The sequence below is a fragment of the Aequorivita sp. CIP111184 genome (assembly GCF_900489465.1).
Lineage (GTDB): Bacteria > Bacteroidota > Bacteroidia > Flavobacteriales > Flavobacteriaceae > Aequorivita.
On the sequence record NZ_UEFQ01000030.1, the window covers coordinates 119,377 to 134,031 of the forward strand.

General features: G+C 34.6%; 18 protein-coding genes. 15 read left to right on the forward strand and 3 right to left on the reverse strand.

Going from position 1 to position 14,655, the window contains the following annotated elements; all coding sequences use genetic code 11:
• Positions 1 to 143: 143 nt before the first annotated feature.
• The 3 genes from AEQU1_RS14990 (at position 144) to AEQU1_RS15000 (ending at position 1,755) form a co-directional block, all read left to right on the forward strand.
• The gene (locus AEQU1_RS14990) at positions 144 to 656 is read left to right on the forward strand and encodes a hypothetical protein (protein WP_111882397.1); all 513 of its coding nucleotides are present in this window, start codon (positions 144 to 146) and stop codon (positions 654 to 656) included.
• A gap of 218 nt (positions 657 to 874) precedes the next feature.
• Entirely contained in the window at positions 875 to 1,264 is a 390-nt protein-coding gene (locus AEQU1_RS14995; protein ID WP_111882398.1) for a C10 family peptidase, read from the forward strand.
• A 5-nt stretch (positions 1,265 to 1,269) separates the two neighbouring features.
• Positions 1,270 to 1,755, forward strand: a complete 486-nt coding sequence (locus AEQU1_RS15000; protein ID WP_111882400.1) for a hypothetical protein — start codon at positions 1,270 to 1,272, stop codon at positions 1,753 to 1,755.
• Positions 1,756 to 1,825: 70 nt separating this feature from the next.
• On the opposite strand, the gene AEQU1_RS15005 is transcribed toward AEQU1_RS15000, so the two are convergent.
• Complete coding sequence (locus AEQU1_RS15005) at positions 1,826 to 2,176, reverse strand: 4Fe-4S binding protein (RefSeq protein WP_111882402.1); 351 nt, start codon at positions 2,174 to 2,176, stop codon at positions 1,826 to 1,828.
• Between the two features lie 63 nt (positions 2,177 to 2,239).
• On the opposite strand from AEQU1_RS15005, the gene AEQU1_RS15010 reads away from it, so the two are divergent.
• From AEQU1_RS15010 to AEQU1_RS15045, 8 genes are all read left to right on the forward strand, one after another.
• Positions 2,240 to 3,274: an acyl-CoA reductase gene (locus AEQU1_RS15010; protein ID WP_111882478.1), complete on the forward strand. Its 1,035-nt coding sequence runs from the start codon at positions 2,240 to 2,242 to the stop codon at positions 3,272 to 3,274.
• A 69-nt stretch (positions 3,275 to 3,343) separates the two neighbouring features.
• On the forward strand, positions 3,344 to 4,411 hold the full coding sequence (gene serC / locus AEQU1_RS15015; protein ID WP_111882403.1) for a 3-phosphoserine/phosphohydroxythreonine transaminase: 1,068 nt from the start codon (positions 3,344 to 3,346) through the stop codon (positions 4,409 to 4,411).
• Between the two features lie 32 nt (positions 4,412 to 4,443).
• Positions 4,444 to 5,400, forward strand: a complete 957-nt coding sequence (locus AEQU1_RS15020) for a D-2-hydroxyacid dehydrogenase (RefSeq protein WP_111882405.1) — start codon at positions 4,444 to 4,446, stop codon at positions 5,398 to 5,400.
• A 45-nt stretch (positions 5,401 to 5,445) separates the two neighbouring features.
• Entirely contained in the window at positions 5,446 to 6,078 is a 633-nt protein-coding gene (locus AEQU1_RS15025; protein WP_111882406.1) for a DUF937 domain-containing protein, read from the forward strand.
• A gap of 79 nt (positions 6,079 to 6,157) precedes the next feature.
• Entirely contained in the window at positions 6,158 to 6,577 is a 420-nt protein-coding gene (locus tag AEQU1_RS15030) for a DUF6146 family protein (protein WP_181566795.1), read from the forward strand.
• Entirely contained in the window at positions 6,574 to 6,876 is a 303-nt protein-coding gene (locus AEQU1_RS15035) for a DUF6787 family protein (RefSeq protein WP_111882409.1), read from the forward strand. Before AEQU1_RS15030 ends, AEQU1_RS15035 begins: the two co-directional genes overlap by 4 nt.
• A complete protein-coding gene (locus AEQU1_RS15040) occupies positions 6,873 to 7,214 on the forward strand; it encodes a hypothetical protein (RefSeq protein ID WP_111882412.1) in 342 nt (113 codons plus the stop codon). Before AEQU1_RS15035 ends, AEQU1_RS15040 begins: the two co-directional genes overlap by 4 nt.
• 36 nt (positions 7,215 to 7,250) lie before the next feature.
• Complete coding sequence (locus AEQU1_RS15045) at positions 7,251 to 9,464, forward strand: TonB-dependent receptor (protein ID WP_111882414.1); 2,214 nt, start codon at positions 7,251 to 7,253, stop codon at positions 9,462 to 9,464.
• A gap of 26 nt (positions 9,465 to 9,490) precedes the next feature.
• Here the strand turns inward: AEQU1_RS15045 and AEQU1_RS15050 are convergent, their stop codons facing one another.
• Together AEQU1_RS15050 and folE are read right to left on the reverse strand one after the other, a co-directional pair.
• Entirely contained in the window at positions 9,491 to 9,793 is a 303-nt protein-coding gene (locus AEQU1_RS15050; RefSeq protein WP_111882416.1) for a hypothetical protein, read from the reverse strand.
• A 45-nt stretch (positions 9,794 to 9,838) separates the two neighbouring features.
• Entirely contained in the window at positions 9,839 to 10,438 is a 600-nt protein-coding gene (gene folE, locus AEQU1_RS15055) for a GTP cyclohydrolase I FolE (RefSeq protein WP_111882417.1), read from the reverse strand.
• A gap of 119 nt (positions 10,439 to 10,557) precedes the next feature.
• On the opposite strand from folE, the gene AEQU1_RS15060 reads away from it, so the two are divergent.
• From AEQU1_RS15060 to AEQU1_RS15075, 4 genes are all read left to right on the forward strand, one after another.
• Positions 10,558 to 11,217, forward strand: coding sequence for an ABC transporter ATP-binding protein (locus AEQU1_RS15060; protein WP_111882419.1), 660 nt, complete (start codon positions 10,558 to 10,560; stop codon positions 11,215 to 11,217).
• A 3-nt stretch (positions 11,218 to 11,220) separates the two neighbouring features.
• Positions 11,221 to 11,985, forward strand: a complete 765-nt coding sequence (locus AEQU1_RS15065) for a TIGR02757 family protein (RefSeq protein WP_111882421.1) — start codon at positions 11,221 to 11,223, stop codon at positions 11,983 to 11,985.
• A gap of 126 nt (positions 11,986 to 12,111) precedes the next feature.
• Positions 12,112 to 13,314, forward strand: coding sequence for a GAF domain-containing sensor histidine kinase (locus AEQU1_RS15070; RefSeq protein ID WP_111882422.1), 1,203 nt, complete (start codon positions 12,112 to 12,114; stop codon positions 13,312 to 13,314).
• Positions 13,315 to 13,414: 100 nt separating this feature from the next.
• Positions 13,415 to 14,611 carry a GAF domain-containing sensor histidine kinase gene (locus AEQU1_RS15075; protein WP_111882424.1) on the forward strand — a complete coding sequence of 399 codons (1,197 nt, stop codon included), beginning with the start codon at positions 13,415 to 13,417 and terminating at the stop codon, positions 14,609 to 14,611.
• Positions 14,612 to 14,655: the final 44 nt, after the last annotated feature.

The window sequence follows — 14,655 nt, forward strand, 5'->3', positions numbered from 1 at the left end:
ATTGAAATGACAGGGTTAAATTTAAAATTTTATAAAAAAGAGTGAAATTTATATAATTATTTATGAATTTCTTACCATTAATTATTCGACTTTAACTCATTTGAATGGTACCTTTGTGATATTAAACTAATAAACAAACCATTATGAAAAAAGTATTGATGATTTTAGCATTAGCAGCATTTACAACTGGTATTGCACAGGAAAATAAAAATGAAAAAAAGGAAACCGTTGTAACAAAAACCGCGGTGAAAAGTGAAAAAGGAACCGATGTTTCCACAAAAGCAGTAACAAAAACCGAAAAACAAGTGATTACACTAGCTGACAGCGATTCTAACCAAACAAATCAAACGATGACGATGGAGCCAATGAAGGTTAGTAGCGATGTAAGCTATGGTTATGAAGGAAATCGATTTAAATTTATTAGCCAAAAAGATGAAGATGGATATAGGTTAATGACGGTTAAAGACAACGCTACACAAGAAGAATACGCCATTATAAAGCCTACTTCACAAGAGGGCTATTATATTTTAGCTAAAGATGGAACTTCTTCTTTTGGTTATTTTAATGCTGATGGCAACTTTGTTGTAGAACATTATGATGCAGATAAAGATGCAATTGTTTCTAATATCTATAAATTAGAGATGAATAAAAATTAAATATTCCCAATCCCCACAATAGAAATTGCCCCTCAAGCATAATTTGAGGGGCTATTTTTAATATTTTGCTTGAAAAGAAATAATTATTTTAAAAATTTAACCTGTAAAATTCCTACAATTCATTTTTTTTTTAACATTTGTTAAGTATTAGTAATTGTTCTGGTGCACCTCTACATTACAATACAAAAATTTATTATTTAACTTCAAATTTTTGTATTATGAAACACACTCATGATGCCCTTGGTAGTAATATAAATTATCATTGCAACAGTACGGGAGTTTATAATACCTATGACGAAAGTGCTTTGTTAAGAAATTCTTTTGGTTATTCATCAGCAGGTCAAGGAAACTACAACACTACTACTATAAAATCTAATATTCGTGCAAATAAACCAGTAATATTAGCTGGTGGTGGGCATATGTGGGTTTGTGATGGTTTTAAAAATGGTAAGATCTGTTTTGAAGGTGGAGCATCTTGGTATTTATTGCTTCGAATGAATTGGGGTTGGGGTGGTAGCTTTAACGGTTATTATTATTACGATAATTTCAATCCCAATGGTAACAATTTTAATAGTGATTTACAAATGGTATATAATATAAACCCCTAAAAATTATGAAAACAATTGCAACATTAATATTATTGACAATTTTAACATCTTGTAGCAAAAACAATGATGACGAGCCACAACAACAAGCAAATGTTATTGATGTAAATGTGGAATTATCCCTAAAAAGTACAAACGGAGAAGATCTTTTAGACCCGAACAATCCCAATGGTTACAAAGCCGAGGATATTAAATTATATTATTTGATAAATGGTGAAAAACAGGAGGTTTTTGATGCAAATATGGACTATCCCAGAAACTTTTTTATTTTTAAACATGAGTCTGAATATAGAATACGTATTTTCCAAAACCTTGCAGAAACCGAGGCACTTCCAATTACTTATGTTGAATGGAACAATCAAGATACAGACACTTTACAGGCAGAATATCATAGAGCAGACCGTTTAATTCAAGTAATAAAAACTTGGTTTAATGGTGAACTGAAATGGGATGTAGTAAGCAATAAAGAGAATTTTTTTACAATAATTAAATAACATACTTCCAATTTAATGTATAAAAAAGCAACCTTCTAAGGTTGCTTTTTTTATACGTAAAATTCAGATATTATTCTTTGTGCATAAAAGCCTGCTTCGCCAAAAGTGTTTCTTCACTTTCCACATGATCGTCGTCTGGCACGCAACAATCCACAGGACATACGGCGGCACATTGCGGTTCATCGTGAAAACCTTTGCATTCGGTACATTTATCTGCTACAATAAAATAAATTTCATCACTAACTGGTTCCTGCGCTTCATTGGCATCTACCTGTTTTCCATTTGGCAATACAACTTTACCATCAAGGTCAGTTCCGTCTGCGTAGCGCCAATCGTCAGCTCCTTCATAGATGGCGGTGTTGGGGCACTCAGGCTCACATGCACCACAGTTTATACATTCGTCTGTTATAATAATTGCCATGGGATTTACTTTTTCTAACTTTGCGCAAATTTAATGCCTAACAATCGCAACTCCAAACTAAGTATGCAATTAAAACAAAGAATTAACGCTTTTGTCAGTTTAGGAAAATTTCTCCGAGAAATTGACTCAGAAGCTTCGGGAGAAAATACATACATGCACGAATCTTTTTTGAGAAAAGCTGAAGCAGAAAATGGATGGTTCATTCAAGAAAATATAAAATTTGCTTTAAGCAGTTGGAGTAACGCCCTGTCAGAAAAAAACCTCCAACAATGGCTTTCAAATTATAAAATTGAAGAAACCGAACCGAAAACTATTGCAGTCATAATGGCGGGAAATATACCCTTAGTTGGTTTTCACGACTTTCTTTCTGTTTTAATCACGGGCAATAAAGTTTTGGCGAAACTTTCCTCAAATGATAAATCACTTCTTCCTTTTCTTGCTGAATATTTAATTTCAGTGGAGCCGGAATTTAAAAATTACATTGTATTTACCGAAGGAAGACTGGAGAATTTTGATGCAGTTATCGCAACAGGAAGTAATAATACCTCACGGTATTTTGATTATTACTTCGGAAAATATCCAAATATAATTCGTAAAAACAGAAATTCTATAACAGTATTAACTGGAAACGAATCTACCGCTGAATTACAAAAACTGGCTGATGATATTTTCCGTTATTTCGGTCTTGGTTGTCGCAATGTTTCAAAATTATACATCCCAGAAAATTATGATTTTGAATCATTTTTTAAAGCCATGTTCAGTTGGAAAGAAATTATTCACAATCACAAATACATCAATAATTACGATTATAACAAAGCAGTTTATTTGATGGACAGCTTTCCGTTATTGGACAACGAATTTATGCTACTGAAAGAAGATAATGGGTTCTCCTCTCCTATTTCTGTAATCTTTTATGAAAAATATACTTCATTAAATAATTTAAAAGAAGAACTAGAAACACAGTCAGAAAATATTCAATGCATCGTTTCAACCGTAGGTTTACCAAATGAAATTAATTTCGGAAAAGCGCAGCATCCAGAATTATCAGATTATGCAGATGGAATAGATACGGTTGATTTCCTGTTGAAACTTCCTTGATAAATTATTCATAATTGCCACATAATTCGTGGCATAATTCACATCTTTGTACTATAAATTTTCATCGAAATGAAAAAACATAATTTTAGTGCAGGGCCCTGCATTTTGCCGCAATCCGTATTGCAAAAATCTGCTGAAGCAGTTTTAAATTTTAATAATTCAAATCTTTCTTTAATTGAAGTCTCACACAGAGGCAAGGATTTTGTGGAAGTAATGGATAAAGCTCGTAATCTCGCATTGGAGCATTTAGGGCTGCAAAATAAAGGATACCAAGCCTTATTTCTTCAAGGCGGAGCAAGTCTTGAGTTTTTAATGGTTGCCTACAATCTTTTAGAAAAGAAAGCAGCCTATTTAAACACTGGAACCTGGAGTGATAAAGCCATAAAAGAAGCCAAATTATTTGGCGAAGTGGTTGAAGTTGCTACTTCAAAAAGTGAAAATTTCAACTTTATTCCTAAAAATTACAACGTGCCAAAGGATGCAGATTATTTCCACTGCACAAGTAACAACACTATTTTTGGAACGCAGATGCAAAGTTTTCCAGAAACGGAAATTCCAATGGTTTGCGATATGAGCAGTGATATATTTTCACGACAGCTGGATTTTTCAAAATTCAGTTTGATATATGCTGGTGCACAAAAAAACATGGGGCCAGCAGGAACAACATTGGTTATTGTAAAAGAAGATATTTTAGGTAAAGTTTCACGTTCCATTCCTTCTATGTTGAATTATAAAATTCATATTGATAAAGAAAGTATGTTTAATACACCCGCAGTTTTCCCTGTGTATGTTTCTATGTTAACACTAGAATGGTTGAAAGATATAGGCGGCATTTCTGCAATTGAAAAAATAAATAATCAAAAAGCGGAACTTTTATATAACGAAATAGACCGAAACCCACTGTTTGAAGGTTTTGTGGCCAATAAAGAAGACCGATCTAAAATGAATGCCACTTTTAATTTAAGAAATGATGAATTGAAGGCAACCTTTGACGATCACCTAAAACAAGCCGGAATAACGGGTCTAAATGGTCACCGAAGTGTTGGAGGTTACCGCGCTTCTATGTACAATGCATTACCACTGGAAAGCGTGCAAGTTTTGGTAGATGTAATGGAAGCAGTTGAAAAGGGCGCATAACGAAATAAACAATAACTCATTAATTTTTATAGATGAAAATATTAGCAAACGACGGAATTTCAGAAAGTGGAATTACTGCTTTAGAAAAAGCTGGATTTGAAGTATTAACCGTGCAAGTGGCACAAGAACAACTTCAAAATTACATCAATGAGCATAAAATTGAAGTGCTTTTAGTGCGCAGTGCCACAAAGGTCCGGAAAGATATCGTTGACAATTGCCCTTCGCTGAAAATTATAGGTCGTGGTGGGGTTGGCATGGACAATATTGATGTAGACTATGCTCGCGAAAAAGGAATTGAAGTTATAAATACACCCGCAGCTTCCTCTGCCTCAGTTGCCGAATTGGTGTTTGCGCATTTATTTGGTGGCGTAAGATTTTTACACGATTCCAATAGAAATATGCCCTTAGATGGCGACACTAAGTTTAAAGATTTAAAGAAGAATTATGGAGCAGGTCGCGAACTCCGAGGAAAAACTTTGGGTATTGTGGGCTTCGGAAGAATAGGACGCGAAGTAGCAAAGATAGCATTGGGCTGTGGTATGAAAGTAATTGCCAGCGATAATAATATTGGTGAAGCTGACATAACACTCGATTTTTATGATGGGCAGAAAATAATTTTAAAAATAAAGACTGAACCCGTTTCAGAATTGATAAAGCATAGTGATTTTATAACTCTTCATGTACCATCACAAAATGGGTATTTGATTGGTAAAGATGAAATTTCTAATATGAAGAATGGCGTAGGGATTGTAAACGCTGCTCGTGGTGGTGTTCTTGATGAAAAAGCACTTTTAGAAGGTCTTGAAAGTGGAAAAATTTCCTTTGCAGGATTAGATGTTTTTGAGGAAGAACCCACTCCCTCAGTTAAAGTTTTGATGAATGACAGAATTTCGTTAACACCACATATTGGCGCAGCCACAGATGAAGCACAGGACAGAATTGGTGCCGAACTAGCTGAACAAATAATTAATATAATGGCCAATGCTTAGCATTTTTAACTAACTTAGTTACCTAATTTCTTAATTGTAAAGAACATGGCTTCAATATTAGATTTACTAAGTAGTGACATGGGCAAACAGCTCATTAGTGGTGCAAGTGCACAAACTGGTCAGTCAGAAGATAAAACTGCAAATGTATTGAGTATGGCGCTACCCGTCATTTTGAGCGCAATGCAACGCAATGCAACAACTCCGCAGGGAGCGCAAAGTTTGAGTAATGCCTTGGAAGACAAGCGTCACGATGGATCTATTTTAAATCAATTAGGAGGACTTTTAGGAAATGGAGGTCCCGATTCTAATTTGTTGATTGATGGTGAAGGAATATTAAAACACGTACTTGGAGGAAATCAAGAAAAAGTTGAACAAAATATAAGTAAAACAAGCGGAGTTGACGCCAGTTCAGTCGCAAAAATAATTAAAATGGCAGCCCCAATTTTAATGGGAGTTTTAGGCAACCAAAAAAGAAAAGATAATGTCGGGGAAAGTGGCATAGGTGATTTGCTGGGATCAGTTTTAGGAAAAAACACCAACCACGATCAATCATTTATTGAAACCCTTCTCGATGCTGATGGTGATGGTAGCATCATTGACGATGTTGCTGGAATGGTTATGGGCGGCAAGAAAAAAGGCGGTCTTGGCGGACTTTTGGGGGGTCTATTTGGGAAATAAAAAGACTACATAATTTTAAATCAAAGTTAAAAACCCTCTGCTTCGCATTACATTGTTTAACTTTGTAAAAATAATTTCTATGAAAAATTTTTTACTCATCCTCGCTCTTTCGGTTCTCATTTACAGTTGTGGAACTGGCAATAGCGCAATGAACGATTCTTCTTCAGAAACAGTAAAAAATGATACCATCCGTATCGCAAATGATAGCCTAGAATACGAAATACTTATTATTGAGCCTGGCTTTGAGTCTTGGCTCATTTCCCAACCACCACGCGGATTTTATGGACAATCCCTTTTGGAATCTAAAAACCGTTTGTTTGTTTCAGAATATAACAACCGTGTACTGCAGCCCGCCAGATATTCACGAAATTTATATACTGAGCAAATAAACTATGATTCTTCTGTTGACTATGGTTACGAAGTAAATTATCTGCTCTACAACTACTTTGTATATTTTCAGGACAAGTACAATCAAAAATTTATTGGCGCAAGAAATTGAAAAAATTAAAAAAACGGTGGAACATAAAATCCAACGGTCAACTTTTTATAGTATTTCTGGTATTCGCCATTACAGGAAGTTCCGCTGCAAAACTTGCAGCTCCAGTAACTGAGTTTTTTGAAATAAAAAAAGAAATGGGTTGGTATATTTACTGGCCTTTTCGAATTTTAATAATTTTCCCTATTTATCAGCTATTGTTAGTTTTTTACGGTTGGGTATTTGGAGAGTTTACATTTTTTTGGAAATTTGAAAAAAAAATGCTCCGCGGTATGGGCTTGCGGTTTATAATTAAAAAATGAATTTTTTTAAAAAGGAAATAATAAGAATTTTTTCTGCGACACTTTTTTCGTTGGCGTTGCTATTTCCTACGGCCGTAAAATTCGCTCACACCTTTGAAGGCCACGAACACAAAGCCTGCACAGAATTTTCTACCCATATTCACAAAAAACAATTGGATTGTTCTATTTGTGATTTTCACTTTTCAATTTTTAATTTTACTCCTTCGGAGCTTCCGGATTTTGCAATACTGAATGGTTTTCAAAAAACAGAAACTGTTTATTTATTGCCAGAATTCAACCTAAACCCCGTTCATTATTTCTTAAGAGGACCTCCTCAATTTCTTGATTTTCTATCATAATTTTTTAAAAAAATCAATCTTTAAAATCAAGAAAGCATGAAAAACATTCTATGCTTGCTTGCTGTATTTTTGTTATATACAGCAGTGAGCGCACAAAATTCCTTAATAGGAAAAATAACTTCGAAAGAAAAAAATGAACCTGTCTCGGCAAACATTTACATTCCACAATTAGAAAAAGGGACTGTTGCAGATTTTGACGGAAATTACACATTAAATAATATACCCGACGGAAATTACAACGTGGTTTTTTCATCTCTGGGATATGCCACTATTTCGAAAAAAATTACTTTTTCGAACAATCAAAGCGTTACCGAAAATTTTCAATTAGAAGAAAGCGCTGTAGAAATGGAAGAAGTAATTGTTTCCACTCCTTTTCATAAATTACAGAGTGATAACGTAATGAAGGTGGAACGTATTTCTACAGAAGACCTTAATTCATCTGGTGCGGTCACCCTTGCAGATGGTATTAAAAATATTGCCGGTGTAGATCTAATTACCACAGGAACTGGTATTGGAAAGCCTGTTATTCGTGGTTTGAGCTCTAACAGGGTTTTAACTTATACTCAGGGCGTCCGACTGGAAAACCAACAGTTTGGTGATGAACACGGCTTGGGAATTAATGAAGCTGGAATTGAAAGTGTAGAAGTAATAAAGGGACCTGCTTCCCTACTCTACGGAAGCGATGCTCTTGGTGGAGTTCTTTACTTAAATCCAGAAAGATTTGCGATTTCTGGAGAAACCCACGGCGATTTAAGCAGCACCTACTTTTCAAATACTTTAGGAACTTCAACAAACTTGGGGATGAAAACCTCTGGTGAAAAACTGAAATTTTTGGCACGAGGCTCCTTTTCAGAATTTAGTGACTATAAAACAGGAGCTGGTTATCGTGTAACAAATTCGCGATTCAATGAAAAGGATTTGAAAACAGGAGTACAATATTTGGGAACGAAATTTAAGTCTACGCTTCGTTATAATTATAACCGTTCCAATATTGGAATTGCCGAAGAAATTGGCGAGCAAACACGTTCAAAGAGTTTGGAACTTCCGTTTCAGGAAGTCGATAACCACATTTTAAGTTTCGACAATACCTTATTTTTCAATAACTCAAGTTTAGATGTGAAAGCTGGGTATTTATTTAATGATCGCCGTGAGTTTGAAGATGATCCAGCCATAGCCGCCCTTCGCTTAAAATTGAATACTATCAATTATGATGTAAAATATAACTTACCAGAATTGGGTAGATTTGAAACTATAATTGGTTTACAAGGAATGTTTCAAAACAACAAAAACGAAGGTGAAGAAATTTTAATTCCTGATGCAAACACTACCGACGTTGGACTTTTGGCGACTTCGCACTACCATTTAGAAAAAGTGGATTTGCAAGCAGGAATCCGTTTTGATTCACGAAAAATTGAAAGTGAAGCAGCTCGCAATCCTTTGGATAACGATTTTATTCCAGCTTTGAATAAAACCTTTACAAGCTTCACTGCAGCTTTAGGGGCAAAAATGGATTTATTTAAAAATTTTTCCACTCGTGTAAATTTGGCTAGCGGTTTTAGAGCTCCCAATTTGGCTGAACTTACTTCCAATGGCATTCACGAAGGCACAAATAGATATGAAAAAGGAAATGCAGAATTAAATAACGAACAAAACTTTCAAGCAGATCTTTCTTTTGAATACAGAAACGAACACGTTGAGTTTTTCGTCAACGGGTTTTACAATGCGGTAAATAATTATATTTTTCTTTCACCCACCAATGAAACAATTGAAGATACACAAGTTTATGATTATCTTCAAAATGATGCCACGCTATATGGGGGGGAATTTGGGTTTCACCTACACCCCCATCCTTTGGATTGGTTACATTTGGAAAGCAGTTTTGAGACGGTTACCGGAAAATTGAGCAATGACAAGTATTTACCATTAATACCAGCAAACTCGCTTCGGAATACGTTTCGTGTAGAATTGAACGATGGCAAAACAAGAAAAAAGAGTTTTGCGTTTATAACACTTGAAAACACACTCGATCAAAAAAATGTGAGCAATTTTGAAACAAGAACTGGCGGATATTCTCTTTTAAGCGCTGGTATTGAAAGTAGTTTTCAACTTCAAAAAATTGCCTTCAAACTAGGTGTAAATGGAACGAATCTTACCGATAAGGAATATATTTCACATCTTTCGCGTTTTAAACCCGATGGAATTTTAAACATTGGGCGAAGCATCAATGTAAACTTAAAAATAGAGATATAACAAAAAAGCCCCGATTGGGGCTTTTTTTATTCATTTACTCGAATTTTAATAGTTCGTGGTATGGGTTGTTTTTTCCAGACAAATGTGTAAAGCCACATAAGTGTAAAAGTTGGGATAATATCTGTAAAGGGCAATATCTCTTCAAGAAATACGAAAACGGAAGCAATTTTTCCTTCTGTTCCTGTATACATATCATTCATCTTTTTTGCCGCAAATGGTGCCCAGAGTATGTCTAAAAATGGACCTACTACTGGTATTGCCATTGTAGCCATACCTAACACATCATAAATGATTCCTTGACGTAGTAATTTATATTTTTCGTTTTTCATTTTGTTGTCTTTAAATTATTACGAGCAAAAAACATTCCAAAAAAACTATGACAAATCGTTACTTATTAGTTTTAAAAATTCATTTCTTGTTTCAATGGCTTCAAATTGTCCCCTAAAGCCAGAAGTTGTTGTAACACTGTTCTGTTTTTGAACGCCACGCATCATCATACACATATGCGAAGCTTCAATAACAACTGCTACTCCTTTGGGTTTCAATGTATCGTTTATACATTCCAAAATATCGTGGGTTAAACGTTCCTGCACTTGCAATCTTCTCGCAAAAACATCAACAACACGTGGAATTTTACTCAATCCAACAATATAGCCATCGGGAATGTATGCAATGTGTGCTTTTCCGAAGAAAGGAAGAATATGATGTTCACATAAAGAATAAAGCTCAATATCCTTTATAATTACCATATCGTGATAAGCCTCCGCAAACATTGCACTTCTAAGTATTTCTGAAGGGTCCTGTCCATTTCCCGAAGTTAAGAATTGCATGGCTTTAGCTGCTCTTTCAGGCGTCTTGATTATTCCTTCGCGAGAAACATCTTCTCCAATAGTATTTAAAATCTTACTGTAGTTTTCAATTAAATTGTCGGTTACGGGTTGGTCGTATTCTTCAAGGTATCTATATGATGACATTTTTTTTGTTCAAGAATTTAAATTCAAATGTAAACACATAAGTTTGAATAAAAACTATATAACTAATTGGATTGCATTATAGCACTATAAATAGTACTTTCACAAATTAAAATTTTGCTATGATTGAGGCACAAAACATTCATAAATATTACGACAATCTCCACGTTTTGAAGGGTGTTGACCTTCATATAAAGAAAAGTGAAATTGTTTCAATTGTAGGTGCTTCAGGCGCAGGAAAAACTACACTGCTTCAAATTTTAGGAACACTGGATTCTTTGCACGATAACAAAAGTAAATTGCAAATTAACGGAGTGAATATTGGTTCTCTTTCGGGGAAAAAGATGGCAAAATTCAGAAATGAAAATATGGGCTTTATTTTTCAGTTTCATCAATTATTACCTGAATTTACTGCTCTTGAAAACGTTTGTATTCCGGCTTTTATTATGAATACCCCAAAAAACGAAGCTATCAAAAAAGCCAAAGAATTGTTGTCATTTTTAGGGCTTTCGCACCGCGAAGACCATAAACCTAATGAACTATCCGGTGGCGAGCAACAGCGAGTGGCTGTAGCTAGAGCTTTAATAAACAATCCAGCAATAATTCTAGCTGATGAGCCCAGCGGAAATCTTGATACGGAAAGCGCCGAAAATCTACACAATCTCTTTTTTAAATTGCGTGATGAATTTGGGCAGACTTTCGTTATCGTTACCCACAATGAAGAACTTGCGAATATGGCCGACCGAAAGCTTGTTATGCAAGACGGAAAAATTGTAAAATAATACATGAAGAAAAGCGAACTTAAAGATTTTCTTGACGAAAAAGTAATTATTTATAACCACCCAAATTTTATTGAATCCGATCCCATTCAAATTCCGCATTTATTTACGCTGAAAGAAGATATTGAAATCGCGGGCTTTCTCGTGGCCACAATCGCCTGGGGAAACCGAAAGAGCATCATAAATAACGGTCATCGTTTAGTGGAAATTATGGGCAGTTCGCCGTATGATTTTGTTATGAATTTTTCAGAAAAAAATGCTGAATCACTTACTCCTTTCGTACATAGAACCTTTAATAATGAAGATCTTTTTTATTTTTTTAAAGCCCTTCAAAATATCTATAAAAATCACGGGGGAATGGAAAGCCTTTTTGCAAAGTATGGCGAAAAAGATTCTCTGCAGTCTGCAATCCATCATTTCAAAAAAATCTTTTTTGAACTTCCGCATCTTTCTAGAACACAAAAACACGTCAGCGATCCGTTGAAAAATTCAGCTGCCAAAAGAATAAATATGTTTTTGAGGTGGATGGTACGCAATGACAATGCTGGTGTGGATTTTGGTATTTGGAAAAGCATCTCCCCTGCACAACTTTCATGCCCGTTAGATGTACACAGTGGAAATGTTGCCCGAAAACTTGGTTTGCTAAACCGAAAACAAAACGACGGCAAGGCTTTGGCTGAGCTGGATAATTCACTTCGAAAACTAGACCCAAACGATCCTGTAAAATATGATTTTGCCCTCTTCGGATTAGGTGTTTTTGAACGTTTTTAATAAAGAAACTAACCCAATTCGCATTATTTTTTTTGTGTTATCAACTCAATTTAAAATATTGTACATTTACGTTTAATCCATAAATCTCGACCTCTGTCGGATTTAAGAAAAATTAGAGATAAAGCCTTGATAGCACCACAATTCCCAGTTGATGAACCACACCGCATGGCCGCAGTAAAGTCATACAATATGTTGGATACATTACCGGAAAAAGATTTCGATAATATTACAGAATTAATAGCAAGCATATGTGATGTGCCAATATCTTTGGTAACTTTAATAGATGCTGACCGAAATTTTTTGAAATCACACTTTGGTGTCCCTTTTAACGAATCGCCTCGCAATATTTCTTTCTGCGGACATGCAATTTTAGACGAAACCAATATTTTTATCGTTGAAGATGCTCGAAAAGATCCACGATTTAAGGACAATCCATTAGTAAAAGACATGAATGCCATTTTTTATGCAGGTGTGCGTTTAATTAATCCTGAAGGTTACCCCTTGGGAACACTTTGTGTTTTTGATGTAAAACCAAGGTCTCTCACAAAATCACAGAAAAAGGCGCTTATCGCTATGGCATATCAAGTTGTCAACCTTTTTGAGGCCCGAAAACGCAATAGAATATTAATGGAAGTTCAGCAGGAATTGGAAGAAAAGAATGAAGAACTTAAGAATTTTGCGGGTATTGTTTCACATGATATGAAAATGCCTCTTGCAAATATGATTATAACCTCTGATATGTTGCGCAGCAAATATGGTAATCTTTTGGATGATCAAGGAAATGAATATTTAAATTACATAAAACAATCTTCATTTACTTTAAGCGAATATATTACTGGACTTTTGGAACATTACGAAAGCGATAAAACAGCATCTCTAACTGATGAGGTTTTTGACAGTCACGATCTTTTAGAGGAGATGATAGAGCTGCTAAACATCAATATTGATTGTGAGATAAATCTGCCAGAAAAAAATATTGAAATGCACGCCAATAGATCTGCTTTGGAGCAAATTATTCTTAACCTCGTGACCAACAGTTTAAAATATAATGACAAAAAGAGAATAAAAATAGACATTGAATGCACCGAGGCAAACGGGTTTTATAATTTTTCCATTGCTGACAATGGCATGGGTATTCCAAAAAATAAATTGAACCGTATTTTTGATCTTTTTGCAACCACCGGTAAATTGGACAGAAATGGAAAAAAAGGAAACGGCATTGGGCTATCCACAGTTAAAAAGCTCATTAAAAAACTTAATGGTGAAATAGATGTTTCTTCAGAATTGGGAAAAGGCACTACTTTTCATTTTTCTATAAAAAAGAACTAAGCACCAAATCATTATTTGTAAAATCCTGTTAATTCCTTTTTCCGACGAACTTTATCAACCTATATTTATAGACATAAAATTTCCTCATTGAAATATTTTTATGATTTATCCGAAATTCCCAGAAAATGATAAAGAACGGATTGCCGAATTAAAAAAATACAATTTACTCGATACTTTATCCGAAAACGATTTTGACAATATTACAAAACTTATCGCCGCAATTTGTGAAGTACCTATTTCTTTAATAACACTTTTAGATACAGACCGAAATTTTTTCAAATCTCATTTTGGTCTTGACTACAACCAATCACCCAGAAATATTTCGTTTTGCGGTCATGCAATATTGCAGCATGATGATATTTTTATGGTGGAAGACGCAAGAAAAGATAAGCGTTTTAAGGACAATCCGCTTATAAATGATGCTAAGGCAATATTCTATGCAGGCGTTCCTCTTATAAATCCAAAAGGTTTCAAACTTGGAACTCTCTGTGTATTTGACCATAAACCACGAAAACTTACAGAACTTCAAATTATCTCTTTGAAAGCTTTAGCAAAACAAGTGGTAAATCTTTTTGAGCTTAGAAAGAAAAACAATCTTTTAACCGAATTTCAAAAAGAACTGCAAGCAAGAAATGATCGGCTTAATAATTTTGCCCACGTAGTTTCACATGATCTAAAATCACCATTGGGCAATATAATTTCACTCACACGACTTCTTAGGGAAGAAAATCTTGGAAATCTCTCAAAAGATTCAGAGATGTACCTCAATTATATTGAAGAGTCGTCCTCAACTTTAAAGAATTACATAAATGGTATTTTAAAGTTTTACAAATCAGATGAATTATTAGAAACCCAAAAAAGGGATGTTGAACTAAAAGAGTTGTTTGATGAAATAAGCGAAATTTTAGTAACAGATGATATCGTTTTTGAATTCCCAAAAGAAGGCACTTTGAAAAATGTAAACAAGGCCGCCTTGTCACAAATATTTTTAAATTTGGTCGATAACAGCTTGAAATATAATTTAAATGATAAAAGGATGGTTAAGATAGGTTATACCGAGGAGAATGACTTTCATAAGTTTTCTGTTAAAGACAATGGAATGGGTATTGATTTTGGCGTACAGGAAGAAATTTTCAATCTTTTTAAAACAACAGGCATTAAAGATCGTAACGGAAAAGAGGGTACGGGTATTGGTCTAGCAACTGTAAAAAGCTTAGTTTCAAAGCTTGGAGGAAGTATTTTCTTATTATCAGAACCCGGAAAAGGAAGTACCTTTACGTTTACAGTTGAGAAATAGCTTTAATTACGTTCCATTTTTTATCTTTGGACAATATTTATAGG

Coding starts and splice junctions, on each gene's coding strand:
- AEQU1_RS14990 (WP_111882397.1), top strand. CDS start 144: ATGAAAAAAGTATTGATGATTTTAGCATTAGCAGCATTTACAACTGGT.
- AEQU1_RS15030 (WP_181566795.1), top strand. CDS start 6,158: ATGAAAAATTTTTTACTCATCCTCGCTCTTTCGGTTCTCATTTACAGT.
- AEQU1_RS15060 (WP_111882419.1), top strand. CDS start 10,558: ATGATTGAGGCACAAAACATTCATAAATATTACGACAATCTCCACGTT.
- AEQU1_RS15050 (WP_111882416.1), bottom strand. CDS start 9,793: ATGAAAAACGAAAAATATAAATTACTACGTCAAGGAATCATTTATGAT.
- AEQU1_RS15010 (WP_111882478.1), top strand. CDS start 2,240: ATGCAATTAAAACAAAGAATTAACGCTTTTGTCAGTTTAGGAAAATTT.
- folE (WP_111882417.1), bottom strand. CDS start 10,438: ATGTCATCATATAGATACCTTGAAGAATACGACCAACCCGTAACCGAC.
- AEQU1_RS15065 (WP_111882421.1), top strand. CDS start 11,221: ATGAAGAAAAGCGAACTTAAAGATTTTCTTGACGAAAAAGTAATTATT.
- AEQU1_RS14995 (WP_111882398.1), top strand. CDS start 875: ATGAAACACACTCATGATGCCCTTGGTAGTAATATAAATTATCATTGC.
- AEQU1_RS15020 (WP_111882405.1), top strand. CDS start 4,444: ATGAAAATATTAGCAAACGACGGAATTTCAGAAAGTGGAATTACTGCT.
- AEQU1_RS15025 (WP_111882406.1), top strand. CDS start 5,446: ATGGCTTCAATATTAGATTTACTAAGTAGTGACATGGGCAAACAGCTC.
- AEQU1_RS15045 (WP_111882414.1), top strand. CDS start 7,251: ATGAAAAACATTCTATGCTTGCTTGCTGTATTTTTGTTATATACAGCA.
- AEQU1_RS15000 (WP_111882400.1), top strand. CDS start 1,270: ATGAAAACAATTGCAACATTAATATTATTGACAATTTTAACATCTTGT.
- AEQU1_RS15075 (WP_111882424.1), top strand. CDS start 13,415: ATGATTTATCCGAAATTCCCAGAAAATGATAAAGAACGGATTGCCGAA.
- AEQU1_RS15040 (WP_111882412.1), top strand. CDS start 6,873: ATGAATTTTTTTAAAAAGGAAATAATAAGAATTTTTTCTGCGACACTT.
- serC (WP_111882403.1), top strand. CDS start 3,344: ATGAAAAAACATAATTTTAGTGCAGGGCCCTGCATTTTGCCGCAATCC.
- AEQU1_RS15005 (WP_111882402.1), bottom strand. CDS start 2,176: ATGGCAATTATTATAACAGACGAATGTATAAACTGTGGTGCATGTGAG.